Here is a 24,115-nt window from a genome sequence, read left to right as displayed (position 1 = left end):
TTCCAGCTCACCGGAACCTTCTACGACATGACGGCGTGACGAGGCTCGGGGGACGGCTCCCCGTGGTGGCTCAGGCACCCGTCGGGCGGTCCAGGCCGTGCTCGAGCGACGCGAGCAGGTGCTCGATCAGCGCCGGGGCCCGCACCTCGGTGAGGACGTCGACGTTCGGCGCGCGGCCCCAGCGGCTCAGCTCATCGCCCACGGTCTGGCCGCGCGTGAGGGTGCCGACCAGCTCCACATCCACCGCGAGCGGTCGGGTGCCCGCGAAGTCGCCCGTGACTGCATGGGCGGCCACGAGCGGGTCGTGGACGTGCGCCATCCAGCCGAAACCGTCGGCCTCGTGGAATGCGAAATACCAGCGCAGGGCGCCGACCAGGATCCTCGCCACCGGATGCCCGGAGCGCCGGGCGAGGTCCTCGACGCGGCTCAGGGTGTCCGGGCCGAACTGCACGGTCTCGGTCGCCTCGAGGGAGCCGAGCACGGGACGCCTCGGAGCGTCCGAGAAGGCCGCGAGCACCCGCTGGGCGGCCTCGGGGTCCACCGCGATGTTCCACTCGCTGGTGGGGCCGGTGTTCCCGCGGTGATTGATCGCCCCGCCCATGATGTGCAGCCGCTTCAGCAGGCGGGGCAGCGCGGGTTCGAGCTCCAGGGCCAGGGCGAGGTTCGTGTGCGGCCCCAGCACGAGGCCGCCGAGCTCGCCGGGGTGCTCCCGCACGGCGTCGACCCACAGCTGCGCCCCCTCGCGAGGATCCGCAGGACGTGTGGGCTCCGGCAGCTGCGCATGGCCGAGACCCGTCGGGCCGTGCGTGTCTCCCGCGGTCATCGGCTCCGCCACCAGCGGCGACTCCGCGCCGCGGCAGACGGGCACCTCGAGCCCCAGCAGCTCGGTGAGCACTCGATTGTTGCGGTGGACGGCGTGGACGTCGACGTTCCCGCCGCTGGAGACCACGCCGACGATCTCGGCCTCGGAACGTGCGGCGAGGTAGGTCAGGGCGATCGCGTCGTCGATGCCGGTGTCGCAGTCGATCAGGACGGGCAGGCTCATGCGATCAGCGTACGGGGCGCACGATCCGCGCCGCGCTGGTGCCGCCGCGGCGGCTGCGGGAGGATCGTGGCGTGACCCGATCGCGCTCCACCGGTCCGGGCGCCCCGGAGAAGCGCTTGACCCTCACGCGACGTCAGGCCGGAAGGTGGTCCCCATGACCGAGACGACAGTGCACGACGACCTCACCGTGGGGCGAGTCGCCGACCTGGTCGGCGTCAGCGTCCGCACCTTGCACCACTGGGACGGCATCGGCCTGGTGCGCCCTGGCGGGCGCAGCTGGTCGGGGTATCGGCTGTACGACGCGGAGGACATCGCCCGGATCCACCGGGTGCTCGTCTACCGCGAGCTCGGTCTGGCGCTCGCCCAGATCGGCCGGATCCTCGATGATCCCGCTGTCGATCCGCGCGAGCACCTCCAGCGCCAGCGGACCCTCCTGACCGAGAGGATCCGCCGGCTCGAGAAGACGGCGGCCGCCGTCGACGAGATGATCGAGAGGACAGACATGAACCGTGAGACCAACGTCGCCCTGAGCCCCGAGGAGCAGGCCCGCATCTTCGGCACCGACTGGGACCCCGCCTACCAGGAGGAAGCCCGCGAGCGCTGGGGCGACACCGACGCCTGGAAGCAGTCCGTCGCCCGCACCGGATCCTGGGACGCCGAGCAGTGGCAGGAGGTCAAGGACGAGACCGACGCCCTCGAGGCCGATCTCGCCGCCGCCCTCGGCCGCGGCGTCGAGCCGGGTGGCGAGGAGGCGAACGCGCTCGCCGAGCGCCATCGTGCCTCGATCGACCGCCACTACGACTGCAGCCGCGCGATGCAGGTGGTGCTGGCGCGGATGTACACGGAGGACCCACGGTTCGCTGCCCACTACGACCAGCGCGCCGAGGGGCTCGCCGCGTGGCTGCGCCGGGTGATCGAGGAGAACGCCCGGGCCCACGGCGTGGATCCGGGGACCGCGACCTGGGAGTGACGCCCCGGCGGGACGTCGACTCCATCAGGCGTGGTGGTGGGTGCGGAAGCTGTCCGCGCTGGCGGCGCCCCAGGCGTCGGCCCACCCCTCGGGCGGGCCCTCGAGCAGCGCCCCGGGCTCCAGCCACTCGTACAGCGTCGCGTAGGAGGCGTTCTCCGTCGGGGAGAGGTTGCGGCGCAGCATCCAGGGGCGCAGCTCGGCGGGGTCGGTGACGCCCATCGCCGCCATCAGATTCATCGCCCCGGCGACGGTGCCCTCCTGATACTGCGTCACCCGCACGGACTTGTCCTCCACGACCAGACCTCGCACCCGCCGCGGATCCTGGGTGGCCACGCCGGTGGGGCAGTGGCCGGTGTGGCATTTCAGGGCCTGGACGCAGCCGACGGCCATCATCATCGCGCGGGCCGAGAGCGTGTAGTCGGCGCCCTGGATCATGCGCTTGACGATGTCGTTGCCGGCGGCGACCTTGCCGGCCGCGCCGATCTTGATCCGGTCCCGCAGCCCCGTGCCGACCAGAGCGTTGTGCATGGTCATCAGGCCCTGCGTCAGCGGCATGCCCATGTGGTCCTCGAACTCCAGCGGGGCGGCCCCGGTCCCGCCCTCGGAGCCGTCGATGTGGATGAAGTCCGGGGTGGTGCCCACCTCCAGCATGGCCTTGCACAGCGAGAGCACCTCCACCTTGGAGCCGACGCAGAACTTGAAGCCCACCGGTTTTCCGCCGGAGAGCTCGCGCAGGCGGGCGATGAACTCGATCAGCCCCGTCGGGGTGTCGAACATGGCGTGGGCGGGCGGGGAGACGCACTTGACGCCCTCGGGGACGCCGCGGATGCCGGCGATCTCGGCGGTGACCTTCGGGCCGGGCAGCACTCCGCCGATGCCGGGTTTCGCGCCCTGGCTCAGCTTCACGGAGATGCACTTGACCTGGTCCTTCGCGGCCTTCTCGCGGAAGGCGTCCTCATCCAGCAGTCCCTCGGGAGTGCGCGCGCCGAAGTACCCGGTGCCCAGCTCCCAGATGAGGTCCCCGCCCTGCTCGTGGTACGGGGTCAGCGAACCCTCGCCGGTGTCATGGGCGAAGCCGCCCTCGCGCGCACCGGCGTTCAGCGCCTCGATCGCGTTCGAGGACAGCGAGCCGAAGCTCATCGCGGAGACGTTCAGCAGCGCCATCGAGTACGGCCGGGTGCAGTCCGGGCCGCCGATCAGGGTCCGCGGCGGGATGGGCGGCTGCATCTCCGGGTGCAGGGAGTGGACCAGGTACTCGTACCCGGTGGCGTTGACGTCGCGCTCGGTGCCGAAGGCCTGTTCACCGTGGATGCCCTTGGCACGTTCATAGACGACGGTGCGGATCTCCCGGTCGAAGGGGCGGCCGTCCCAGTTGCGCTCGATGAAATACTGCTGCAGCTCCGGCCGGATGCCCTCGAGCAGATAGCGCATGTGCCCGATCACGGGGTAGATGCGCAGGATCGAATGCTTCTTCTGGGTCAGGTCGCGGGCGGCCAGCGCACCCACCGCGGCGCCGGCGACGCCCAGTGCGGTGGTGACGGACCGGCGGGCGGACGGACGGGACATGCGGTGCTCCTCGCGGACGGTGGGGCGCCCCGGGACCTGTCTCCGCCCGGTCGGGACGCAGCAGCGACATCGGTGGCGCGGGTCACGATGCGCTCCATGCTGGCACGAGCGGTCGGCACGGCGGGGGAATTCGACGAACCCGGCGGGGCCCGTGGCGAGTCCGGCGGGGCCCGGGGGCGAACCCGGCGGGGCCCGTGGGCGCGGAGCTCAGCGCCGCGCGAGGCCCTCGGCCGGCGCCGAGAGCTCCCCGTACGCCTCCAGCAGCGGTGTGATGCGCCCGCCCATCTCCACCTGCGTCAGCAGCAGCCCGAGGGTGCCGTCGGGGTCGAGGAAGAAATCCGTGCCCGCCCCGCCGGACCAGCTGCAGCGGCCGCGGTGCGGCCCTCCGGTGACCACGGCCAGCCCGAACCCCCAGGAGGTCTGCTCCCAGAAGCCGAGGAAGAAGGCCTCGGGCTGCTTCGCCACCGGCTGCACCTGGTCCGTGCGCAGCATGCGGAGGTGCTCCGGGCCGAGCAGCTCCCCGTCGCGCAGCGCCCGCAGCAGCCGCAGGTAGTCCCCGGCGGTGGAGAGCAGCTCGCCGTGGCTCACGTCGTAGGGCGGCTCGCCGATGTGGAAGCCGCCGCCGAGCGGTTCGGCCTCGACCAGCTGCTCGCCGTCGACCTGGTAGAAGGCGGGGAGGCGGTCCGCCTTCTCGCGAGGCACGAAGTAGCCGGTATCGGCCATGCCCAGCGGGTCCAGCAGGGTCTCGGCGAGATGTTCGCCGGCCGTGGCGCCGCTGATCCTCGACAGCAGGATCCCCAGCAGGCCGAAGGAATGGTGGTAGCGCCACACCTCGCCGGGCCGACCGACCAGGGGGAGGGAGGCCAGCGCGGCGATCCAGTCGTCGGCCCCGAGCGGGGGCGGCAGCGGGCCGGCCTCGACTCCGCGGACCGTCATCTCCCGGGCCAGCGGGGTGTCCTGCAGGATCATGCCGTAGCCGCAGGTGTTGGTCAGCAGGTGGCGCAGCGTGATCGGGGAGCGCAGCGGCTCGGTGTCCGAAAGCGGCGCCTCGGGGTGGGTGAGCACGCGCGGGGCGGCCAGCTCCGGCAGCCAGGCCGCCACGGGGGAGTCGAGGGCGAGCACGTCCTGCTCGACCAGACGCAGCGCGGCGATCGTGGTGACCAGCTTGGTCATCGACTGGATGCGGAAGATCGCGTCGGCAGGCATCGGCGGGCCGCCGACGGACATCGCCCCGGCGGCGACGGGCTGCGGATCGTGGCCGTGGGCGATCACCCCGCCCGGGACGATGCCGTCGGCGACGGCGCGGGACAGCAGCTGGGCGGCGGGGGCCGTCGGGGTCGACATGCGGTCACGGTACGCAGGCCACGGCAGAGTGGGAAGAGGGCCACCGGGAGCGCGGGCCGGGGACGAGTGACCGGGTCGGAGCGGCACCGGGCCGGCCGCGCGCCCCTACACTCGGTCCATGAGCTCCTTCCAGGACGTGGTCCTGCTCGAGCCTCGGGTGGTCCCGCTCGGAGGGCCGCGCGGCATGACTGTGCACCGCACGCTGCCGGCGCGCCGCACCTCGCTGGTCGGCGCCTGGTGCTTCGTGGACCACTTCGGGCCCGACGACGTCTCCGCCGACGGGGGCATGCGGGTCGCCCGCCATCCGCACACCGGGCTGGCGACGGTCTCCTGGCTGTTCGAGGGCGCGATCACCCACCGCGACTCGATCGGCAGCCATGCCCTGGTCCGTTCCGGCGAGGTGGACCTCATGGTGGCCGGCTCCGGCATCACCCACTCGGAGTTCTCCGCCCTCGACACCACGATCCTGCACGGCGTCCAGCTCTGGTACGCGCTGCCGGACCGGGCACGATTCCGCGACGGGGAGTTCGCGATCCACACCCCGCGCGAGCTCGCGACGGCGACCGCCCGGGTGCGGATCGGCCTGGGCCGGTTCCGGGCGGCCGACGAGGTCGGCGCCATGCTCGAGGACGCCAGCCCCCTGGCCACCGACACCGCGCTGACCATGGCTCAGATCGACGTCGACGCCGGGCACTGGCTGCGCATCGAGCTGGATCCCGCCCACGAGCACGCTCTGCTGGTGGACCGCGGCAGCGTGCACCTGCGCCCCGGGGAGCAGGAGGCGCGTGCGCAGCGGGGCGATCTGGCCCTGCTGCCCGACGGCGCCGACCACCTCGTGCTGCGCGCCGAGGGGGAGGAGGACCTGCGGGTGATGCTGCTGGGCGGGGAGCCGCTCGAGGAGGACATCATCATGTGGTGGAACTTCGTCGCCCGCACCCACGAGGAGATCGAGCAGTTCCGGGCCCGCTACCAGGCCGAGATCGGCGTCGAGCTCGCCCTCGAGGACGCCCCGATCGCCGAGATCGCCCGCGAGCGCGGCGGCCTCGATCCGGCCGACGAGCAGTTCGGCCCCTTCGCCGCCCACACCCCGGCGGCGCTTCCCGCCCCGACGCTTCCCCACGGCCGGCTCCGCTCCCGCGGACGCGTCGGCCACCCCGCCCCCTGACCGAGGATCTGATGACCCAGAAGCACGACGAGGCCCCGTCCGGCGCCTCCGGCACCACCGATGCGAGCCGCCCCGACGATTCCGGCGCCGCCGAGCTCTCGACCCGCGCCGATGCCCCGGGCATCACCGACATCGCGAGCACATCCGACGGCCCCGGCGGGCCGGACCAGACCGACCGCGTGATCCTGCGGACCGCCGCCGAGGAGGGCGGGCTCGACCGGCCCGGAACGGTGCTCGTGGTCGACGACGTCACCGGCGAGCTCACCGCCGCCGCGCTGGATCGCCGCGCCAGCGACGGGGCCGTGGTGTCCTGGTCCGTCTCGCATGCGACCACCCTGGCTCTGCGCGCCCGCTTCTCCGAGGAGATCACCGCCGGCCACCTGGAGATCCCCGGTGGCGACCACCCCGCATCCCTCGCCGAGATCGCCGCCGCGTCCCGCCCGCATCTCGCCCTGATGCGGCTGCCCAAGGCGCTCGCCGACCTCGAGCACCGCACCGTCGAGATCTCGCGGGCCGGGCAGGTCACGCTGGTGGCCGGCGGGCGCGTGAAGCACATGACCCGCACCCAGAACGTCGTGCTCGGCGGGGTCTTCACCGAGGTGCGCGCCTCCCGCGGGCTCGGCAAGTCCCGCGCCCTCGTGGCCGCCGCGCCGCGCGAGGAGCCGCCGCCGCTCCCGGTGGGCCACGGCATCGCCCACCTCACGGTGCGCGGGACGGCGTCGACGCTTCAGCTGCGCGGGATCGGCGGAGTGTTCAGCGGGGCCACGGCCGACGCCGGCAGCCTTCTGCTGCTGGAGGCGCTGGAGCGGCACCTGGTCGGCCGGACGGAGACGGAGGCCGCACCGATCGCCCGGGCGATCGACCTGGGCAGCGGCAACGGGCTGCTGACCGCCTACCTCGCGGCGGCGCTGCCGAACGCGCACGTGCTGGGCAGCGACGACGACGCCGACGCGGTCGCCTCGACCCGGGCGACCCTCGATGCGAACGGTCTCGACCGCGAGGACACGGAGGTGACCTGGGACGAATCGCTGTTCCGAGTGGCCGATCGCAGCGCCGACCTGCTGCTGCTGAATCCGCCCTTCCACGACGGCACCGCCGTCGACGCGACCCTGGTGCAGGGTCTGCTGGACGCCGCCGCGCGGGTGCTGCGGCCCGGCGGCGAGCTGTGGTTCGTGCACAACTCCCACCTGCGCTATCGCACCGAGGTGGAGCATCGCGTCGGCCCCGTGCGTCAGCGCGCCCGGGACCGCCGCTTCACCGTGCTGTCGGCCGAGCGCGTCTGAGCCCGTCGGCCCGGAGCGCTGCTCCCGTCGGCCGGGAACGCAGGAGCGCCGCCCGTTACCTTGTGAGCACCCCCGATCGCCGGGGGTCTGGTCGCTCGGCCGGGTATGGCTTTGTTGCCCTGCCATCAATGGTCCGGGGGGTGTTGCCGCCCGGTCGAGAGGCACGCGTTGACCGCTGATAGGGACACGGCCCAGCACTGCTGAGGTCTCTTCGTAACGTGGGTGCCGGCATCGGGTGTCAAGACTGCGACCAGCGATGATGCTCCAAGGAAGGACAGCATCATGGACACACGATTTGCGGTCGTCATCGGCCTGGACGTCGGAAAGTCCGGCCACCATGCCTGCGCTCTGGACCCGGACGGGAACAAGCTGTTCGACAAGCCGCTCCCGCAGGACGAGACCAAGCTCCGCGAGCTGTTCACTCAGTTGCAGAAGCATGGCGAGGTACTGATGGTCGTCGATCAGCCCAACACCATCGGAGCGTTGCCGATCGCGGTCGCCAGAGATTCCGGTTGCTCCGTCGCCTACCTACCGGGCCTGGCGATGCGGAAGGCTGCAGACCTCTATCCGGGCAGGTCAAAGACCGACGCGCGGGACGCGTTCATCATTGCCGACACGGCCCGCACCATGCCCCACACGCTTCGCCAGGTCGACCGCGACAACGAGGTTCTCTCGGCGCTCAAGGTCCTCGCCGGCTTCGATGAGGATCTCGCCCACGAGACCACCAGTGAATATTTGAAGCTGTGGAGGCCACCGGATATTGCCTCTGGGGGCCAGGGGTAGTGCCGGTGGGGGCCAGCGGTCGCGGCTGTCGGGGCCGCCGGCCTCCACCGGGGTTGGTTACTTGAGCGTGGCGACGTGCTCGCGCATGTTGTGGCTGCCGGTATCGACCCAGATGGTGTTGTGGACGATCCGGTCCATGATCGCGTCGGCGTGGACTCCGGAGCCGAGGCGTTGGTGCCAGTCCTTCTTCGCGTACTGGGTGCAGAACACGGTCGAGGCGTTGTCGTAGCGGTGTTCGAGGAGCTCCAGCAGCATGTAGCGCATGTCCGCGTCAGGGTGGTCCAGGAGCCACTCGTCGATCACCAGCAGGCTGAACGCTGCGTATTTCCGCAGGAACTTGTTCTTCCCCTGGGGCTTGTCGCGGGCCAGGGCCCAGGCCTCGGCGAGGTCGGGCATCCGGATGTAGTGGGCACGGATTCGGTGCTGGCAAGCCTGTTTGGCCAATGCGCATCCCAGATACGACTTCCCCGAGCCGGTGAAGCCCTGGAAGACGACGTTCTGCTGGCGGGCGATGAATGAGCACGTCGCGAGCTGGGTGATCACGTTGCGGTCCAGGCCGCGCTGCTCGATCAGGTCGAGCCGGCGGAGGTCAGCACCGGGGTAACGCAGTCTGGCCCGGCGGATCAGTCCTTCGACCTTCGCGTGGGTGAACATCGAGTGGGCCTCGTCGACGGCGAGCTGGAGACGGTCTTCGAACCCCATCCCCAGCACGAGGTTCTCATCCTGGGTCTCGAACGCTTCCAGCAGCGGTGCCGCGCCCATCTCGCGCAGCTTGCGCTTGGTCTCGATATCGATGACGCTCACTTCACACCTCCGGCGTAGTAGTCGCCGCCACGGACGTAACCGCCCTGCTCAGCGTTCTCTTCTCGTGGTGGCCGCAACGCGGCCATCCGGTCCTGGCCGGTCGCCAAAATGGGGTGCAGGTGCGCATAACGCGGCGACCTCACCCTCCCGGCCAGCGCCAGCTGGCAGGCCGCTTCTACCCGTTCACTGGAGTAGCGGCGCGATAGGCGCAGCACCGCCAGCGCGGCGTCCAGGCCCTGCTCATCGATGGGCACGGACTCGAAGATCCGGTCGATCACGGTCACGGCTGCGGGGCCGATCCGCTCGGCCCACGCCCTCACTCGTGCAGCGTCCCAGGGCTGGTAACGCTCCCCACCGGGAAGGTCAGCCTCGTTGGTGCGGTACTCATTGGCCGCAGTCTCCGGCAGCAGCAGGTGGCTGGTCAGCCGCTCGGTGCCGCGATAGACCTCCAACGCCCGGTCGGTGATCCGCAGATCCACCCGCTCCCCGATATGAGCGAACGGCACCGAGTAGTAGTTCCGTTCCCAGACCACGTGCGCGTTGCGTCCGACCCGGCGGGCATAGACCCACCGCGAGATCTCATAGCCCACCGCCGGCAGCACGGTCAGCAACGGCTTCTCCTCCGCGGTGAAGACGCTGGCCCGAGACCCGGGCCGCTTCTGGAACGGCTCGGCGTTGTACTCGTCCATCCGCTCGGCGACCGCTGCTGTCAACTCCGGCAGCGAGGTGAATCGTCGATCCCGCAGTCCCGCGATGATCCAGGTCGCCACGTGCGCGACCGTGTTCTCCACGCTGGCCTTGTCCTTGGGCTTCTTGATCCGGCCGGGAAGGACTGCCGCGGAGTAGTGCGCGGCCATCTCCCGGTAGGCGTCGTTGAGGACGACCTCGCCCTCGCGGGGATGCTTGATCACCCCGGTCTTGAGGTTGTCCGGCACGACCCGGGGCGTCGACCCGCCGAAGGCCTCGAACATCGCCACATGCGCGCGCTGCCAGGTGTCCTGACGCATATCCAGCGCCGGCCAGGCGAACGCGTAGCGGCTAAACGGCAGGCACCCCACGAACAGGTAGACCCTGGTCTCCTTCCCGGTGACCGGGTCGCTCAGCGTCATCGTGGGGCCGGACCAGTCGACCTCCACGCTCGCGGCAGCCTTGTGCCCGACCCGGGAGGCGGCCCCGGTGACCAGGACATGACGCTGGTAGGTCTTGCAGAACCGGTCATAGCCCATCGCCGGATCTCCCGCAGCAGCGCAGGCATCGACGTACTCACCGTGCAGCAGCTTCAGCGTCACCCCCACCCGGGCCATCTCGCGGTGGGCGCGTTCCCAGTCCGGCTGGGCGAACACGCTCTCATGCTCACCCCGGCCCGGGAACAACCAGGCATACACCTCCCCGTCAGGGAAGTCGGCGACATCGTCCCAGCTGATCTCGGCCGCGTCTGCAGCTTCCAGTACTGCCGTGATGCTCTTGCGCGACATGCCCTGCGACGCCGCGATCGCCCGCCCGGACAAGCCCTCCGCCCGCAGCTGCAGCACGAGCTTCGCTCTAATCTTCCGTACCATTTCCGATTGCTCCTTCCGCCACGTGCCCTATACACGCGGCGGAAGGAGCCTATGGACGTGGCCCCCAAGCACACCGTCGGTGGCCCCCGAGCGCGCTACACCCCGACTCGCGCACCGGCCCCGAGACGCGCTACCGACGGACCCCAGTGACGCGAATATTCACACCAGGGCGCTGAATCGGATTCGGTCTCTGCTCACGCAGATTCATCCTGCGTTCGAGCGCGTCTTCGCCGGCGGCAGTCTGGCCACCGGGCTCGTGCTGGACCTGCTGGAGAAGTTTGGCGGCCCGACCAGGTTCAGGGCTGCAGGCCGGGCCAGGGTTCTACGGTTTGCCCGGTCCCGTTCGCGTCGCGATCCCGAAGCGCTGATCGACCAGATCTTCAAGGCGCTGGGCGAGCAGACCGTGGTCGTGCCGGCGACCGCGGCAGTGGAGCTCGTGATCCCCCGAGTCGCTGGTCAAGTGAAGGAACTGAAGGAACAGCGGGCGACAGTGGCGCGGGAGGTCGAGGCCATGCTGGAGGACTTCCCTCTCGCCTCGGTCTTGATGAGCATGCCGGGGATCGGCATCAAGACCGCCGCCCAGATCCTCCTGAACATCGGCGACGGCTCCGCGTTCGAAACCCCCGGCCACCTCGCGGCCTATGCAGGCATCGCGCCGGTCACGCGAAGATCCGGAACCTCGATCCGCGGCGAGTTCCCCGCCAGATCCGGCAACAAACGCCTGAAAAACGCGATGTTCTACTCGGCCTGGGTCGCCTCGAACCACGACCCTGCCTCGAAGGCCTACTACGACCGCAAACGAGCCCAGGGCAAACGTCACAACGCCGCCGTTATCTGCCTGGCCCGCCGCCGCTGCAACGTCATCTTCGCAATGCTCCGCGACGGCACCTACTACCAGCCCCCGAGAACCGTCCCTACCCCTGAGCCGGCCGCCCTCGCGGCTTGACTCGAAACATAGGGACACCCCCCCCCGGAAGGGGGACGGCGCTCGTGGGCGCGGGGCGCGGAGGATCGAGGGTCAGGCGACCAGGCTGCGCAGCACCGAGGTGAACATGCTCAGCCCGTCGACGCCCGTGCGGGTGCCCGCCCCGGGCTCGTCGGGGCCGAAGCCCGTCTCGACGGCATGTTCGGGATGGGGCATCAGCCCCACGACGTTGCCCTCGGCGTTGGTGACACCGGCGATGTCGTGCCGGGACCCGTTGGGGTTGGACTCGAAGCCGGCCGGGCCGTGGGAGGCGCCGGCGGTGTAGCGGAACACGACGCGCTGTTCGGCCTCGAGCTCGGCCAGGGTGCGCTCGTCGGCCACGTACTGGCCGTCCTGGTTCTTCAGCGGGATCCGGATGACCTGGTCCTGCTCGTACTCGGTGGTCCAGGCGGTGCGGGTGTTCTCGACCCGCAGCGGCTGGTCGCGGCAGAGGAAGGAGCGGTGGGAGTTCTTGATCATCGCGCCCGGCAGCAGATGCGTCTCGCACAGCACCTGGAACCCGTTGCAGATGCCGAGGACGGGCATCCCGCCGCGGGCGGCGTCGACCACCTTGTCCATCACCGGGGCGAAGCGGCTGATCGCGCCGGCGCGCAGGTAGTCGCCGTAGGAGAAGCCGCCGGGCAGCACGATCGCCTCGACGTCCAGCAGATCGTCCTCGCCGTGCCACAGCGCGACCGGATCGCCGCCCGCCAGGCGCACGGCCCGCAGGGCGTCGCGGTCGTCGAGCGTGCCGGGGAAGGTCACCACACCGATGCGCATCAGGCCTGGCCCTCCTCGACATCGAGGGCGGTGACGTCCTCGATCACGGGGTTGGACAGCAGGGTGGTGGCGGCCTCGCGGAGGTTCGCGAGCACCGCGTCGGTGACCTCGCCCTCGACCTCGAGCTCGAACCGCTTGCCCTGGCGCACGGAGCTGATCCCCTCGAAGCCCAGGCGGGGCAGCGCCGCGGCGACGGCCTTCCCCTGCGGGTCGAGGATCTCCGGCTTCGGCATGACATGGACCACGACGCGGGGCATGGGGCGCTCTCCTGGAGGACATCGGCCGCTCGCGGGCGGCCGGACGGGTGCGTTCTGCTGGGCGGGACGGGAGCGGCTCCCGGGCTCACCGACGATCTCGGTGCCGACCCCGGCCATCGTACCGAGCCGCGGGGGCCCGGCGGGGGAGCGCCCAGCACCCGGCGGCGGCAGAGTCCGGCCGGCGGGTGCCCGGCGACCCGGGGGAGAGCTCGGCGCCCGGCGGTCGGCGCCCGGCGCGCGACCCCTCGCGCCCTGCGGCGAATCAGGTTACGTTCGTCGTGTCCGAGTCCACCGATGCCGGAGGCAGCGATGAAGATCCGTCACCTCGTCCATTCATGCCTGCTCGTCGAGACCGCCGGGAGACGGCTCCTGGTCGACCCGGGCGGCTTCAGCGGGCGGGCCGTGCGCGCTCTGGGTCCCGGGACCCTCAGCACGATCGATGCCATCGCGATCACCCATCAGCATCCCGACCACCTCGATCGCGCCCTGCTGGCCGAGGTGCTCGCGGCGAGCCCGGACGCGATCGTGATCGCGGAGCCGGAGACCGCGACGCAGCTGGCAGAGCCGGCCGAGGACGTCCCGGCGGTGGACGGCGAGCGTCTGCTCCCGCTGAGCGCCGGGGCCGCCCACGAGTTCCCGCCCGTCGGCGATGACCCGGCTCTGAGGATCAGCGCCGTCGGGGGCCAGCACGCGATCATCCATCCCGACATCCCCCGGGTGGGCAACACGGGTCTGGTGCTCACCGCCGGCGACTCTCCGCGCCTCGGCATCACCGGGGACTCCCTCGAGCCGGTCCCCGAGTTCCACGGGATCGACGTGCTCGCCTTCGCGGTCGTCGCGCCGTGGTCGAAGATGTCCGAGACCATCGACTTCCTGCGCAGCGTCCGCCCGGTCCTCGCCCTGCCCGTGCACGAGGCGATCGCCAGCGACGTCGGCCGACCGATCTTCCTGCGCCAGTCCACGAACCTCGCCCCCGAGGGCACCGAGGTGCGCGACTGGCCGGCCGACGGCGTCGTCGAGATCACCTCGAGGGGATGAGTGGTCGTCATGGAGCACGACGCCGACGCCGTGGACCTCGCCTTCCGAGCGGTTCGGCGTGCCCGGTTCCTGCCCGAGGAGCAGCGTGATCGGGCGGACCAGGACGCCCCGCTCCCCATCGGCCACGGCCAGACGAACTCGCAGCCCTACACGGTCGCCGTCATGCTCCGGCTGCTCGACGTGCCGCTCGGTGGCAGGGTGCTCGACCTGGGCTCCGGGTCGGGGTGGACGACGGCGCTGCTCGCACAGCTCGCCGGACCCGGCGGGAGGGTGATCGGCGTGGAGCGCCAGGAGGCGCTCATCGAACCGTCGCGACAGGCCCTCGTCGCCGCCGACCCCGCGGGCGTGGCGGAGATCCGGCTCGCCCGCCCGGGTGTGCTGGGCGCCCCGGAGGACGGCCCCTACGACCGGATCCTGGTCTCCGCCGAAGCGCGCGAGGTCCCTCACGCGCTGCTCGACCAGCTGGCCGAGGGCGGGGTGATGGTGATCCCCGTGGGGACGACGATGCATCGCCTCGAGCGCCGCGGGGGCCGGGTGCGGGACACCGAGCACGGCGGGTTCCGCTTCGTCCCCCTGGTGGAGGACTGAGCGCGCGTGCCGGCGCATGGACAGGTCTGCGGCACGCTCCCGTCGGCGGCTACAGTGGCCGTGTGCACGGGAGCCCGGTGAGCCGGGCTGAGAGGGAGTACTCCGACTCCGACCGTAGAACCTGATCCGGATCATGCCGGCGCAGGGAGCCTCCGCAGGGCGAGAGCCGCTGTGCGTCCGTGCCGCGTCGTGAAAGGCACGGATCGTGACCACCGCTGCTGCATCGTCCGTTTCTCCCGCCTCGTCCGCCGCCCCGGGGGAGGGGAGAGCCCCGACCGCCTCCGCGGACCCTGTCGAGACCCCGCTGGGCTTCGGGGTGGGCGCCCGGATCACCGCCGCCGTCATGGCCGACGACTACGCCCGGATCCTCGGCGAGACGCTCTCCGGTCTCGACGAGAGCTCTCTGGTGCGCGAGACCGGCGACGTCTCCACCTATGTCGGAGGTCACGAGGCGGACCTCCTGCGCTGGCTGATCGACCTCGGCGAGGGACTCGCCCGCACCGAGCACCACGCCGCGCTGACCGTGCACCTGTCCCGCGGCTGCCCTGGCGAGGTCGTCTGCGAGCTGCCCGGCGGCGCCGGGCCGCGTCGCGCCGAGGTCCCGCCCCCGCGCCGGACCGGGCGGTTCGCCACCGCGGAGTGGGCCCTGTACCCCTTGGCCGACCAGGTCGCCGCGGACGGCACCGCCCCCGACCACATGCGGGACATCTGCGCGGCGATCGATCATGCCCGCGACCTGGGCACCTTCCGCGGCTCCGAGCACTTCGCGACCCGGCTCGAGGGGGACGTCGGGGACGTGCTCGCGACCGCGCTCGCCGGATGGGTGCTGGTGGGGCGCGGCGTCCAGCACGTGACCAGCCATCTCACGGTCAGCCTCAACAGTCCCTCGCACGAGGTCCGGGACCTCGGGACGGTGACGCGATGACCGCCCGGGCCCGCGGCCGGCTGGACCTGCGCGAGATCGTGCTGGTGGTGGTGCTCGGAACCGTCTTCGGCTTCCTGTACTGGGTGTTCGTCCAGACTTGGAACGCTCTGGCGATCGCCATGGGGCCCGCCGGGGACCTCGCCCAGCACGTCCTGGCCGGGTCCTGGTTGCTGGTGGGGCCCGTCGCGGTCGCGATCATCCGCCGCCCGTTCAGCGGAGTGATCGCGGAGATCCTCGCGGCCGTCGTCGAGGTCGTGTTCCTGGGCAGTCCCGTCGGTCCGCTGCTGCTGCTGTCCGCCGCGCTGCAAGGGGCGGGCAGCGAGCTGCCCTTCGCACTGACCCGGTACCGCCGGTTCGGATGGGGCACCTACGCCCTCTCCGGCGCCCTCGGCGCGGGTCTGGTCTTCTTCTGGACCGCCGTGCGGATGGGCTGGTACGGGCAGGACATCCTGGGGCTGCGACTGGGAATGCAGGTGGTCTCCGGCATCGTCCTCGGCGGCCTGCTCGCCAAGGTCCTGGTCGACGCCCTGGTGCGCACCGGAGTGCTCGACAACTTCGCGATCGGCGGATCCCGGCAGAGCGCGGATCCGAGGACGGTCGACGACGCCCCCGCCCGCCGTGTCCGCTGAGGCGTCGCCACCCGGTCGCGCCGGGCGGGCGGATCGCGTCGTCGCAGCCTGTGCGGAGCGCCCGACGGGACGCGCCCCCGCGGGCTGCGGCGCGGCCGAGGGTGACCGGCCGGTGGTCCGGGCCGAGGACCTCGAGGTCGTCCTGCCCTCCGGGGACGGCGTCGGCCCCTGGACCGGCACCCTCCGGGCGGGAGAGCAGGTCCTGCTGCTCGGCCCCTCCGGCGCCGGCAAGTCCACGTTCCTGCTGGCACTGGCCGGCGCGGTGCCGTCTCACGTGCGCGGCAGCGTCTCCGGGAAGGTGCGGATCGACGGGCGGGACCCGGTGGCAGACGGTGTCGCCGCCCTCTCGGACGTGGTCGGCTACCTCGGCCAGGACCCGGTCAGCGGGGTGTGTCTGCCGGACGTCGCCGACGAGGTCGCGCTGCCTCTGGAGAACCGATGCGTGCCCCGGACGTGGATCGGACCCGGGGTCGACGCCGCGCTGCGCGGCACCGGGGCGGAACGGCTCCGGCATCGGCGGACCCGGAGCCTGTCCGGCGGGCAGCTGCAACGAGTCGCCCTCGCGGCGGCGACCGTCACCGGACCACGGCTGCTGCTGCTCGACGAACCCACCGCGATGCTCGACGCCGACGGCGTGGCCGTCGTGCGGAAGAGCGTGGAGGCGGCGGTCGCGCAGCCCGGGGTCGCGTCGGTGCTCGTCGAGCATCGACTCGACGAGTGGGCGGGGGAGCAGGGGGTCGTGGCGCTGCCGCGGCGCACGATCGCTCTGGACCGCTCCGGGCGGATCCTGGCCGACGGGCCCACCGAGGGCGTCCTCGCCGAGCACGGCCCTGCGCTGCGGGACGCCGGGTGCTGGCTGCCGCGGGATGTCGAGCGGGAGCTCTCGCGGGACGAGGACGGTCGACGGCACCTCGGCGGCGCAGCGGGGATCACGGGGCGCTCGGACACGCCGGCCGAGGCACCGCCGATCGCGGTACGTGCCCGGGGTCTCGCTCTCGGCCACGGCAGCGGCACCGTGCTCTCCGGCATCGATCTCGACCTGGTCGCGGGGCAGGTCCTGGCGGTCGTCGGCCGCAACGGAGCCGGGAAGTCGACCCTTCTCGGAGCGCTCGCGCGGCTGGATCGGCCCGACGCGGGCACCGTCACGGGGGCGGCCGCCGGGCTCGTCTTCCAGCGACCGGAATCCCAGTTCGTCGGGGCGACGGTGCAGGAGGAGCTCGCCGACACCGGAGCGTCCCCGGAGCAGGTCGAGGCGATGCTGGCGCGACTTCGGCTCACGGACTGGTCCGGATCCAGTCCGTTCCGCCTCTCCGGTGGGCAGCAGCGGCGACTGTCGATCGCGGCGATGCTGCTGGGGGGCCGACCCGTCCTGCTGGCCGACGAGCCCGGATTCGGCCTCGACCGCGCCGCTCAGCGCACGGTCATGGGCCTGCTGAGGTCCGCCGCCGACGAGGGGCGCGCGGTGGTGATGACCACCCATGACCTGAGCGCCGTGACCGCGGCCGACACGGTGGTGGTGATCGTCGACGGCACGGCGCGGGCGCCGCTGTCTCCCGCCGACCTGCTCGCGGACCGGGAGCTGATGATCGCGGCGGGGCTGGTCCCGGGCGGCGGGCACGAAGCAGGCCCGGGAACCGGCGTCGCGGCCGAGAACGAGGCTGTGGCCGGAGCCGGAGCCGGAGCCGGAGCCGGAGCCGGAGCCGAGACCGGGCTCGGGCCGGCCGGGTCCGGGCGGTCAGGACCACTCGCGTCCCGGAACCCGACGGTGCTGCTGGGTCTGCTCACCGCGCTCAGCGGGGTGTGCCTGTTCCTCACCGATCCCGTGCCGCTCGCGGTGCTGTATCTTCTGCTCTCGGTCGCGGTGATGGCGGGAACCCGCCTGGGACCGCTCCGTCTGCTGCGCGGGCAGCTGCCCTTCGCGCTCTTCGCTCTCGGGGTGTTCAGCGTGAACGTGCTGAGCAGGCCCGGGCACGAACCGTGGCCGGACCTGCCCGTGCGCATCACCGAGGAGGGTCTGGTGCTCGGCGCGGCCCTCGCCCTGCGCGCCCTGGTGATCGGGCTCGGTGCCCTCGGCGTCGCCCGGGCGACCGATCCCCGCGCCACCATGGTGAGCCTGCACGAGCATGCGCGTCTGCCCGCGCGGTACGCCCTCGCCCTCCTCGCGGGCCAGCGCCTGCTCGACGAGCTCCCGGGGCGCTGGCGGGTCCTCACCCGGGCGCACCGGGTGCGCCTGCCCCTGCGGGCCGACGGCTCGACACCGGCGCTCGGGCCGCGCCGTCTGCTGCGCTGCGCGTTCTCCCTGCTGGTGGACGCGATCCGCGCGGCGGAGCGGATCGCCCTCGCTCTGGAGTCCCGCGGGGTCGGCGACGGTCCCCGCACCGTCTGGCGACCGGTGTCGTTGACCGGGGCCGACGCCGTTCTCGTCGTCGGGGTGGCCGCGGTGGTCACCGCCGTGCTGATCCTGACCTGAGGGGGTGCCCGGTCCGGGGCGGCGGGTCAGAACCGCTCGCCGGTGAGACGCTCGTAGGCCTCGACGTAGCGGTCGCGGGTCTGCTCGACCACGTCGGCCGGCAGCGGTGGGGGCGGGGTGTCGGTGCCCTTGTGCCAGCCGGAGGCGCGGGAGGTCAGCCAGTTGCGCACGAACTGCTTGTCCAGGCTGGGCTGGGTGCGGCCCTCGACGTAGGAGTCCGCGGACCAGAACCGGCTCGAGTCGGGGGTGAGCACCTCGTCGCCGAGCATCAGGGTGCCGTCGGTGCGTGAGCGGCCGAACTCGAACTTCGTGTCGGCCAGCAGGATGCCGCGCTCCGCGGCGATCGTCCGGGCTCTCTCGTACGCCGCGAGGGTGAGGTGCTCCAGCTCGTCGGCGAGCTCGGCGCCCACCAGGTCCCGAGCCTGGGCGACGGTGATGTTCTGGTCGTGCTCCCCGGCCTCCGCCTTCGTGGACGGGGTGAAGATCGCCGGATCCAGGCGCGAGGCGTCGACCAGGCCGCCGGGCAGCACGTGCCCGCCGACGGAGCCCCCGGCCCGGTAGTCGGCCAGCCCTGACCCGGTGAGATAGCCGCGGGCGACGCATTCCAGCGGCACCATGTCCAGACCGTGGCAGCGCAGCGCACGGCCGGCGACCTCCGCGGGCACGTCGGACGCGGAGATCACGTGGTTCGGGACGAGGTCGGTCAGCTGGTCGAACCAGAACCGGCTGATGGCCGTGAGCACCCGGCCCTTGTCCGGGATGCCGGGCTGCAGGGAGTGGTCGTAGGCGCTGATGCGATCGGTCGCGACCACCAGCACCTCGCTCGCCTCGGCGGGGTCGACGCCGGCGGGGACGTACAGCTCGCGGACCTTGCCGGTGACGACGTGGTCCCAGCCGGGCAGCTGGGGAGCCTCGTTCAGGGGCGTGGAGGTGGTGGGGCTCATGCGGGGGCTCCCTCGTCAGGGATCGGGGTCGATGGGGCGTCCGACGCGGGGTGGGCACCCGGTGTGGATCCCGCGCTCGATGCGGACTGTGTGTTCGACGTCGACGGTGCGCCGGGGTCGGACTGCGCGTCCCGGGCGGCGGTGCGGGCGATGTCGTGGCGGTGCTGGCACCCTTCGAGGGCGATCGCCTCCGCGCCGGCCAGGGCCAGCACGCGAGCGGCCTCGAGGTCCTCCCCGGCGCCGACGACGGAGAGCACGCGGCCGCCGGCGCTGAGCAGCGCACCGTGCTCGTCGCGGACGGTGCCGGCGTGGATCACGTGGGTGCCGAGCATCTCGGCCGCGTCGATCCCGGCGATCACGTCCCCGGTGCGGGCCGCGGCCGGGTAGCCGGCGCACGCGACGACCACGGTCACGGCGGCGGAGTCGTGCCAGGTCGGGGCGGGGACGGTGCTCAGGTCGCCGCGGGCGGCGGCGAGCAGCAGGGGAGCGAACGGGGAGGCGAGCCGCTCGAGGACGACTTGCGTCTCCGGGTCGCCGAAGCGGGCGTTGAACTCGACCACTCGCACGCCCCGGGAGGTGAGGGCGAGGCCGCAGTACAGCACGCCGACGAAGGGGGTGCCGCGGGAGGCCATCTCGTCGATCGTGGGCTGGGCGACAGTGCGCACGACCTCGTCGGCCAGGCCCTCCGGAGCCCAGGGCAGCGGGGAGTAGGCGCCCATGCCGCCGGTGTTGGGACCCTCGTCGTCGTCCAGGGCGCGCTTGAAGTCCTGCGCGGGGGCCAGCGGGACCACCCGGGTGCCGTCGCTGACGCAGAACAGGGACACCTCGGGTCCGTCGAGGAACTCCTCGAGGACCACGGTCCCGCCCGCGGTCAGCACCGCCTCGGCGTGGGTGACCGCGGCGTCGCGATCGGGAGTGACCACCACGCCCTTGCCGGCGGCGAGCCCGTCGGCCTTGACCACGAAGGGAACGTCCGACAGCGGATTCACCCGGTCCAGCCCGGCCCCCAGCTCCTCGATGGCCGTGACCGTCACCGACGCGGCCGTGGGAACACGGGCGGCGGCCATGATCTCCTTCGCCCAGGACTTCGAGCCCTCGAGCTGCGCGGCGGCGGCCGACGGGCCGAACACCGTCAGCCCCGCCGCACGCAGACGGTCGGCGCTGCCGGCGACCAGCGGGGCCTCCGGGCCGACCACCACGAGGTCCGCGGCCAGCTCGAGCGCGAGGGACACCTGGGCATCCAGATCGCTGACGGAGACATCGTGGCAGGTGGCGAGCTCGGCGATCCCGGGGTTTCCGGGAGCGGCATGGAGCTCGGGGGCGGGGCGGTCGGCGGCGAGGCGACGGATGATCGCGTGCTCGCGGCCTCCGGAGCCGATGACGAGGATCTTCACGTCAGCCAGCGTACCGAGCAGGCCGCCAGCCCCGATGAAGTGACCGCACTGCGGCATCGGGGCGGGGAACCGGGGGTGCCTCATGGGGGAGACACGGGGTACCTGAGGTGGGAGACAGAGGTCGCCCCGATGCGTGGGGCCACCCGCCGACGCCGTTACGATCTGAGCCATGCCCGCCGCGTTCCCGGACCCCGACCGCACCGCGACCCCGGTGGAGTGGACCGTCCCTGAGCAGGCCCCCGCCGCGGAGCAGACCCGGCCCGCGGCGCCCACCGCCCGGCTGCGCCTGGACCTCTCCTACGACGGCTCCGCCTTCCGCGGCTGGGCCGCCCAACCCGGCCAGCGCACCGTGCAGGGCGAGCTCGAGGACGCGCTGGCCCGCATCACCCGGGTCCCGCTGCGGGTGACCGTCGCAGGTCGCACCGACGCCGGCGTCCACGCCCGCGGCCAGGTCTGTCATCTCGACGTGCCGCGCGAGGTGCTGGCCACCCTCCCCGGGCGCTCCGACCGCAGCCCGGTCGAGTCCCTCATCACCCGGCTCGCGGGAGTGCTGCCGAAGGACGTCGTCGTGCACGTCGCCCGCGAGGTCCCCGGTGACTTCGACGCCCGCTTCGGCGCACTCTGGCGCCGCTACCGCTATCGCATCTCCGACGGTCCCGCCGTCCACGACCCCCTGCGGCGCGACGTGCTGCGCCACCGTCGCCATCTGGACGTCCCCGCCATGGCGCGCGCGAGCGAGTCGCTGCTGGGCGAGCACGACTTCCTCTCCTTCTGCCGGCCCCGCGAGGGCGCGAGCACCATCCGCACCCTGCGCGAGCTGCGCTGGGAGCGTCCGGACGTCGGCCGCGCCGACGAGGGCCTGGTCGTCGCGACCGTGGTCGCCGACGCCTTCTGCCATCACATGGTGCGCTCCCTGGTGGGCACCCTGATCGCCGTGGGGGAGGGCCGACGGGACGAGGGCTGGCCCGCCCAGGTGCTCGCCGCCCGCACCCGCGAAGCCGCCACCCGCGACGGCCTCGGCTCCGCCCCGATGTGCCCGCCGCAGGGGCTGACCCTCGACCACGTCGCCTACCCGCCCGACGAGGAGCTCGCCGCCCGCGCCGCCATCGCGCGGGCGCGCCGGGGCTGAATTCGCGCGGGCGCGCCGGTTCCCGCGGGCGCACCGGCGTTCACGCGGACGCGCCGGGCTTGAACTGCGCGGTGCGATGGCCGACAGAGCCGGAGATCACACCCCCGCCGAGGCCTCCTCGCGTTGACGCTGCCAGCTCGGACGCTCTATCGTGGAGGGTCGTTGTGCCTTGATGTGTGCCCGACTCCGCAGCCGATTTCTCACGCCCGGCGCGAAAAGGGCATCTCACACACATCCAGGACCGCCGTCGCATCGTGTGCGGAGCGGGACGGGCGCAGCGACAGGGCCATGCTTTTACCCGAAGGAAGCGTGCCCACGGTCCATCGAACCGTGTCCGGTCGGCATCCTGCTGCTCGGGCACCATGACGAGAGAAGAAGGCACGAGTGCGTACGTTCACCCCGAAGCCCGGCGATGTCGAGCGTTCCTGGTACGTCATTGACGCAAACGATGTCGTCCTCGGCCGGCTCGCTTCCCAGGCTGCACAGCTCCTGAGGGGAAAGCACAAGCCGGTTTTCGCACCCCACGTGGATGCAGGCGACTTCGTGATCATCATCAACGCTGACAAGGTCGCGCTGACCGGCAAGAAGCGGGACGCCAAGCTGGCGTACCGCCACTCCGGCTACCCCGGCGGCCTCCGCGGCATCCCCTACTCCGAGCTGCTCGAGAAGAATCCCGAGCGTGCAGTGGAGAAGGCCATCCGTGGCATGCTCCCCAAGAACAAGCTCGCTGATCAGCAGATCAAGAAGCTGAAGATCTACTCGGGCTCCGAGCACCCGCATTCCGCTCAGCAGCCCGTCCCCTTCACCATCGATCAGGTGGCGCAGTAAGCGGGGCGTCCCGCCACTCCGCCCTGCCGCACGGACGAACCAAGGAGAACCGTGACTGAGACCACCCCCGAGACCCTCGAGCCCACGACCGATGAGACGGACGAGAACGTCCCGTCCAACTTCACCACCGAGTCCACCGGCGAAGCCGCCGTCGGCGCCGGCCAGTCGGCGACCGCACCGGGCTACGGCACCGGCCGTCGCAAGCAGGCCGTCGCCCGCGTGCGTCTGATCCCCGGCTCCGGCCAGTGGACCATCAACGAGCGCAGCCTCGAGGACTACTTCCCGAACAAGCTGCACCAGCAGGAGGTCAACGACCCGTTCACGGTCCTCGACCTCAAGGGCCGTTTCGACGTCGTCGTCCGCATCAGCGGCGGCGGCCCGTCCGGCCAGGCCGGTGCCGTGCGCCTCGGCGTCGCCCGCGCCCTGAACGAGATCGATCGGGACAACAACCGCCCGACGCTCAAGAAGGCCGGCTTCCTCAAGCGCGATGCGCGCATCATCGAGCGCAAGAAGGCGGGTCTGAAGAAGGCCCGCAAGGCGCCGCAGTACTCCAAGCGCTGATCGGGCGCGGAGCATCGCTCCGCACCGAGCACGTTGCACGAACGGCCCTCGACCTGCACCGGTCGGGGCCGTTCGTCGTCCTGAGCTGCCGTCCCGGGCCCGCGCCCGCGATCCCACGCGTCTGATCCAGCGCCCGTGATCGTGCGCCCCGTGATGCCGCGCTCGCGGGCTCACCGCGCCGTGAGCACCGTCGCGGAGGAGAGGCGGGAGAGCTTCTCCGGGTTGCGGACGTAGTAGATCTCGGCGATGCGCCCGTCCCGGATCTGTGCGCTGAAGACGCCGTCCAGCTCGCCGTCGAGGTCGATGGCCAGGGCCGGGTGGCCGTTGACGGCGGTCGGTCGTGCCGTGAGGGTCCCGGGCGCCTTGCTCATCCCGCCCAGGAACAGGCGGGCGACCCTGTCGGCCCCGCGCACCGCATTGGGCACGGCCTGCTTGATGCCGCCGCCGTCCGCCAGCACCACGACGTCCGGTGCCAGCACGTCCATCAGTGCCTGCACGTCACCGGTCTCGATCGAGCGGGTGAAGGCGTCGAGCGTGCGACGTGCCTCCGCGGCGTCCGTGCGGTGGTGCAGGCGGCGCGCCGCGACGTGCTCCCGGGCACGATGGGCGATCTGCCGCACCGCGGCGGGGGAGCGGTCCACGGCCTCGGCGATCTCGGGGTGCGAGAAGCCGAACGTCTCCCGCAGCACGAACACCGCGCGCTCGGTGGGTGCGAGCGATTCGAGCACCACCATCAGCGCCATGGAGACGCTGTCCGCGAGCACCACGTCCTCCGCGATGTCGGGCGCGGTCAGCAGCGGCTCCGGCAACCACTGCCCCACATAGTCCTCCTTGCGCCGCTCGAGGCTCCGCAGCCGGTTCAGGGCCTGACGGGTCGCGATCCGCACCAGGTAGGCGCGGGGCTCGCGGACCTCGTCGAGGTCCACCTCCGCCCACCGCAGCCAGCTCTCCTGCAGCACGTCCTCGGCGTCGGCCGCGGAGCCCAGGATCTCGTAGGCGACGGTGAACAGCAGGTTCCGGTGGGTGACGAAGGCGTCGGTCGCGGACCGGGGCATGGCATCGGGCATGATCGACCTCTCAGGAGGGTGC

Annotated in this window: 21 protein-coding genes, 2 pseudogenes and 1 riboswitch; of the genes and pseudogenes, 13 read left to right on the top strand and 10 right to left on the bottom strand. The window is 72.1% G+C overall.

Translation table 11 applies throughout. The features are described from left to right. Positions 1-70: 70 nt before the first annotated feature. Complete coding sequence (locus JOF44_RS07230) at positions 71-1,045, bottom strand: nucleoside hydrolase (RefSeq protein WP_209889146.1); 975 nt, start codon at positions 1,043-1,045, stop codon at positions 71-73. Between the two features lie 154 nt (positions 1,046-1,199). On the opposite strand from JOF44_RS07230, the gene JOF44_RS07225 reads away from it, so the two are divergent. Beyond that, the gene (locus JOF44_RS07225; protein ID WP_209889143.1) at positions 1,200-2,015 is read left to right on the top strand and encodes a MerR family transcriptional regulator; all 816 of its coding nucleotides are present in this window, start codon (positions 1,200-1,202) and stop codon (positions 2,013-2,015) included. Between the two features lie 24 nt (positions 2,016-2,039). Here JOF44_RS07225 and JOF44_RS07220 read toward each other — a convergent pair whose 3' ends face one another. Then, positions 2,040-3,581 carry an FMN-binding glutamate synthase family protein gene (locus JOF44_RS07220; protein ID WP_209889141.1) on the bottom strand — a complete coding sequence of 514 codons (1,542 nt, stop codon included), beginning with the start codon at positions 3,579-3,581 and terminating at the stop codon, positions 2,040-2,042. A gap of 207 nt (positions 3,582-3,788) precedes the next feature. After that, complete coding sequence (locus tag JOF44_RS07215) at positions 3,789-4,925, bottom strand: serine hydrolase domain-containing protein (RefSeq protein ID WP_209889139.1); 1,137 nt, start codon at positions 4,923-4,925, stop codon at positions 3,789-3,791. Positions 4,926-5,043: 118 nt separating this feature from the next. On the opposite strand from JOF44_RS07215, the gene JOF44_RS07210 reads away from it, so the two are divergent. The 3 genes and pseudogenes from JOF44_RS07210 to JOF44_RS07200 form a co-directional block, all read left to right on the top strand. Then, positions 5,044-6,090 (top strand): pirin family protein, encoded by a 1,047-nt coding sequence (locus JOF44_RS07210; protein WP_209889138.1) that lies wholly within the window; start codon positions 5,044-5,046, stop codon positions 6,088-6,090. An 11-nt stretch (positions 6,091-6,101) separates the two neighbouring features. Continuing rightward, a complete protein-coding gene (locus tag JOF44_RS07205) occupies positions 6,102-7,373 on the top strand; it encodes a class I SAM-dependent methyltransferase (RefSeq protein ID WP_209889137.1) in 1,272 nt (423 codons plus the stop codon). A 282-nt stretch (positions 7,374-7,655) separates the two neighbouring features. Then, positions 7,656-8,099 (top strand): annotated as a pseudogene (locus JOF44_RS07200) (IS110 family transposase); the annotation flags it as partial. 114 nt (positions 8,100-8,213) lie between these two features. Here the strand turns inward: JOF44_RS07200 and JOF44_RS07195 are convergent. Both JOF44_RS07195 and istA read right to left on the bottom strand, forming a co-directional pair. Beyond that, entirely contained in the window at positions 8,214-8,960 is a 747-nt protein-coding gene (locus tag JOF44_RS07195) for an ATP-binding protein (protein ID WP_342591655.1), read from the bottom strand. Then, positions 8,957-10,519: an IS21 family transposase gene (gene istA / locus JOF44_RS07190; RefSeq protein WP_209887479.1), complete on the bottom strand. Its 1,563-nt coding sequence runs from the start codon at positions 10,517-10,519 to the stop codon at positions 8,957-8,959. Before istA ends, JOF44_RS07195 begins: the two co-directional genes overlap by 4 nt. Positions 10,520-10,676: 157 nt before the next feature. Between istA and JOF44_RS07185 the strand changes: the two are divergent. After that, positions 10,677-11,465, top strand: a pseudogene (locus JOF44_RS07185) (IS110 family RNA-guided transposase); the annotation flags it as partial. A 72-nt stretch (positions 11,466-11,537) separates the two neighbouring features. On the opposite strand, the gene purQ reads toward JOF44_RS07185, so the two are convergent. Further along, positions 11,538-12,263, bottom strand: a complete 726-nt coding sequence (gene purQ, locus JOF44_RS07180) for a phosphoribosylformylglycinamidine synthase subunit PurQ (RefSeq protein ID WP_209889135.1) — start codon at positions 12,261-12,263, stop codon at positions 11,538-11,540. Continuing rightward, positions 12,263-12,520 carry a phosphoribosylformylglycinamidine synthase subunit PurS gene (gene purS / locus JOF44_RS07175; protein ID WP_209889133.1) on the bottom strand — a complete coding sequence of 86 codons (258 nt, stop codon included), beginning with the start codon at positions 12,518-12,520 and terminating at the stop codon, positions 12,263-12,265. The genes purQ and purS overlap by 1 nt, the downstream gene beginning before the upstream one ends. 309 nt (positions 12,521-12,829) lie before the next feature. Here purS and JOF44_RS07170 point away from each other — a divergent pair, with 309 nt between their 5' ends. The 5 genes from JOF44_RS07170 (at position 12,830) to JOF44_RS07150 (ending at position 18,170) form a co-directional block, all read left to right on the top strand. Then, a complete protein-coding gene (locus JOF44_RS07170) occupies positions 12,830-13,558 on the top strand; it encodes an MBL fold metallo-hydrolase (protein WP_209889131.1) in 729 nt (242 codons plus the stop codon). A gap of 9 nt (positions 13,559-13,567) precedes the next feature. Beyond that, on the top strand, positions 13,568-14,146 hold the full coding sequence (locus JOF44_RS07165) for a protein-L-isoaspartate O-methyltransferase family protein (RefSeq protein ID WP_209889129.1): 579 nt from the start codon (positions 13,568-13,570) through the stop codon (positions 14,144-14,146). A gap of 56 nt (positions 14,147-14,202) precedes the next feature. Next, positions 14,203-14,311, top strand: a riboswitch (TPP riboswitch). 40 nt (positions 14,312-14,351) lie between these two features. Continuing rightward, complete coding sequence (locus JOF44_RS07160; protein WP_209889126.1) at positions 14,352-15,071, top strand: YkoF family thiamine/hydroxymethylpyrimidine-binding protein; 720 nt, start codon at positions 14,352-14,354, stop codon at positions 15,069-15,071. After that, positions 15,068-15,700 carry an ECF transporter S component gene (locus JOF44_RS07155; protein WP_209889123.1) on the top strand — a complete coding sequence of 211 codons (633 nt, stop codon included), beginning with the start codon at positions 15,068-15,070 and terminating at the stop codon, positions 15,698-15,700. The genes JOF44_RS07160 and JOF44_RS07155 overlap by 4 nt, the downstream gene beginning before the upstream one ends. Positions 15,701-15,812: 112 nt before the next feature. After that, positions 15,813-18,170 carry an ATP-binding cassette domain-containing protein gene (locus JOF44_RS07150; protein ID WP_342591696.1) on the top strand — a complete coding sequence of 786 codons (2,358 nt, stop codon included), beginning with the start codon at positions 15,813-15,815 and terminating at the stop codon, positions 18,168-18,170. 26 nt (positions 18,171-18,196) lie between these two features. On the opposite strand, the gene JOF44_RS07145 is transcribed toward JOF44_RS07150, so the two are convergent. Both JOF44_RS07145 and purD read right to left on the bottom strand, forming a co-directional pair. After that, positions 18,197-19,114: a phosphoribosylaminoimidazolesuccinocarboxamide synthase gene (locus JOF44_RS07145; RefSeq protein ID WP_209889117.1), complete on the bottom strand. Its 918-nt coding sequence runs from the start codon at positions 19,112-19,114 to the stop codon at positions 18,197-18,199. Further along, positions 19,111-20,508, bottom strand: a complete 1,398-nt coding sequence (gene purD / locus JOF44_RS07140; protein ID WP_209889114.1) for a phosphoribosylamine--glycine ligase — start codon at positions 20,506-20,508, stop codon at positions 19,111-19,113. Before purD ends, JOF44_RS07145 begins: the two co-directional genes overlap by 4 nt. 169 nt (positions 20,509-20,677) lie before the next feature. Here purD and truA point away from each other — a divergent pair, with 169 nt between their 5' ends. From truA to rpsI, 3 genes are all read left to right on the top strand, one after another. Further along, positions 20,678-21,637 (top strand): tRNA pseudouridine(38-40) synthase TruA, encoded by a 960-nt coding sequence (gene truA, locus JOF44_RS07135; RefSeq protein ID WP_209889111.1) that lies wholly within the window; start codon positions 20,678-20,680, stop codon positions 21,635-21,637. Between the two features lie 384 nt (positions 21,638-22,021). Further along, on the top strand, positions 22,022-22,465 hold the full coding sequence (gene rplM / locus JOF44_RS07130) for a 50S ribosomal protein L13 (protein ID WP_209889108.1): 444 nt from the start codon (positions 22,022-22,024) through the stop codon (positions 22,463-22,465). Between the two features lie 51 nt (positions 22,466-22,516). Beyond that, the gene (gene rpsI, locus JOF44_RS07125; protein WP_209889105.1) at positions 22,517-23,026 is read left to right on the top strand and encodes a 30S ribosomal protein S9; all 510 of its coding nucleotides are present in this window, start codon (positions 22,517-22,519) and stop codon (positions 23,024-23,026) included. A 170-nt stretch (positions 23,027-23,196) separates the two neighbouring features. Here the strand turns inward: rpsI and JOF44_RS07120 are convergent, their stop codons facing one another. Continuing rightward, on the bottom strand, positions 23,197-24,081 hold the full coding sequence (locus JOF44_RS07120; protein ID WP_245348887.1) for an RNA polymerase sigma-70 factor: 885 nt from the start codon (positions 24,079-24,081) through the stop codon (positions 23,197-23,199). Positions 24,082-24,115 lie beyond the last annotated feature (34 nt).

This window comes from Brachybacterium fresconis, from assembly GCF_017876515.1.
GTDB classification, from domain to species: Bacteria; Actinomycetota; Actinomycetes; order Actinomycetales; family Dermabacteraceae; genus Brachybacterium; species Brachybacterium fresconis.
The sequence above is the reverse complement of the archived record's forward strand: the minus strand, read 5'-3'. Positions and strand labels throughout refer to the sequence as shown.

Coding starts and splice junctions, on each gene's coding strand:
- JOF44_RS07215 (WP_209889139.1), bottom strand. CDS start 4,925: ATGTCGACCCCGACGGCCCCCGCCGCCCAGCTGCTGTCCCGCGCCGTC.
- istA (WP_209887479.1), bottom strand. CDS start 10,519: ATGGTACGGAAGATTAGAGCGAAGCTCGTGCTGCAGCTGCGGGCGGAG.
- JOF44_RS07210 (WP_209889138.1), top strand. CDS start 5,044: ATGAGCTCCTTCCAGGACGTGGTCCTGCTCGAGCCTCGGGTGGTCCCG.
- JOF44_RS07120 (WP_245348887.1), bottom strand. CDS start 24,081: ATGCCCCGGTCCGCGACCGACGCCTTCGTCACCCACCGGAACCTGCTG.
- JOF44_RS07230 (WP_209889146.1), bottom strand. CDS start 1,045: ATGAGCCTGCCCGTCCTGATCGACTGCGACACCGGCATCGACGACGCG.
- JOF44_RS07220 (WP_209889141.1), bottom strand. CDS start 3,581: ATGTCCCGTCCGTCCGCCCGCCGGTCCGTCACCACCGCACTGGGCGTC.
- purS (WP_209889133.1), bottom strand. CDS start 12,520: ATGCCCCGCGTCGTGGTCCATGTCATGCCGAAGCCGGAGATCCTCGAC.
- purQ (WP_209889135.1), bottom strand. CDS start 12,263: ATGCGCATCGGTGTGGTGACCTTCCCCGGCACGCTCGACGACCGCGAC.
- JOF44_RS07155 (WP_209889123.1), top strand. CDS start 15,068: ATGACCGCCCGGGCCCGCGGCCGGCTGGACCTGCGCGAGATCGTGCTG.
- JOF44_RS07205 (WP_209889137.1), top strand. CDS start 6,102: ATGACCCAGAAGCACGACGAGGCCCCGTCCGGCGCCTCCGGCACCACC.
- truA (WP_209889111.1), top strand. CDS start 20,678: ATGCCCGCCGCGTTCCCGGACCCCGACCGCACCGCGACCCCGGTGGAG.
- JOF44_RS07165 (WP_209889129.1), top strand. CDS start 13,568: ATGGAGCACGACGCCGACGCCGTGGACCTCGCCTTCCGAGCGGTTCGG.
- JOF44_RS07145 (WP_209889117.1), bottom strand. CDS start 19,114: ATGAGCCCCACCACCTCCACGCCCCTGAACGAGGCTCCCCAGCTGCCC.
- JOF44_RS07170 (WP_209889131.1), top strand. CDS start 12,830: ATGAAGATCCGTCACCTCGTCCATTCATGCCTGCTCGTCGAGACCGCC.
- JOF44_RS07225 (WP_209889143.1), top strand. CDS start 1,200: ATGACCGAGACGACAGTGCACGACGACCTCACCGTGGGGCGAGTCGCC.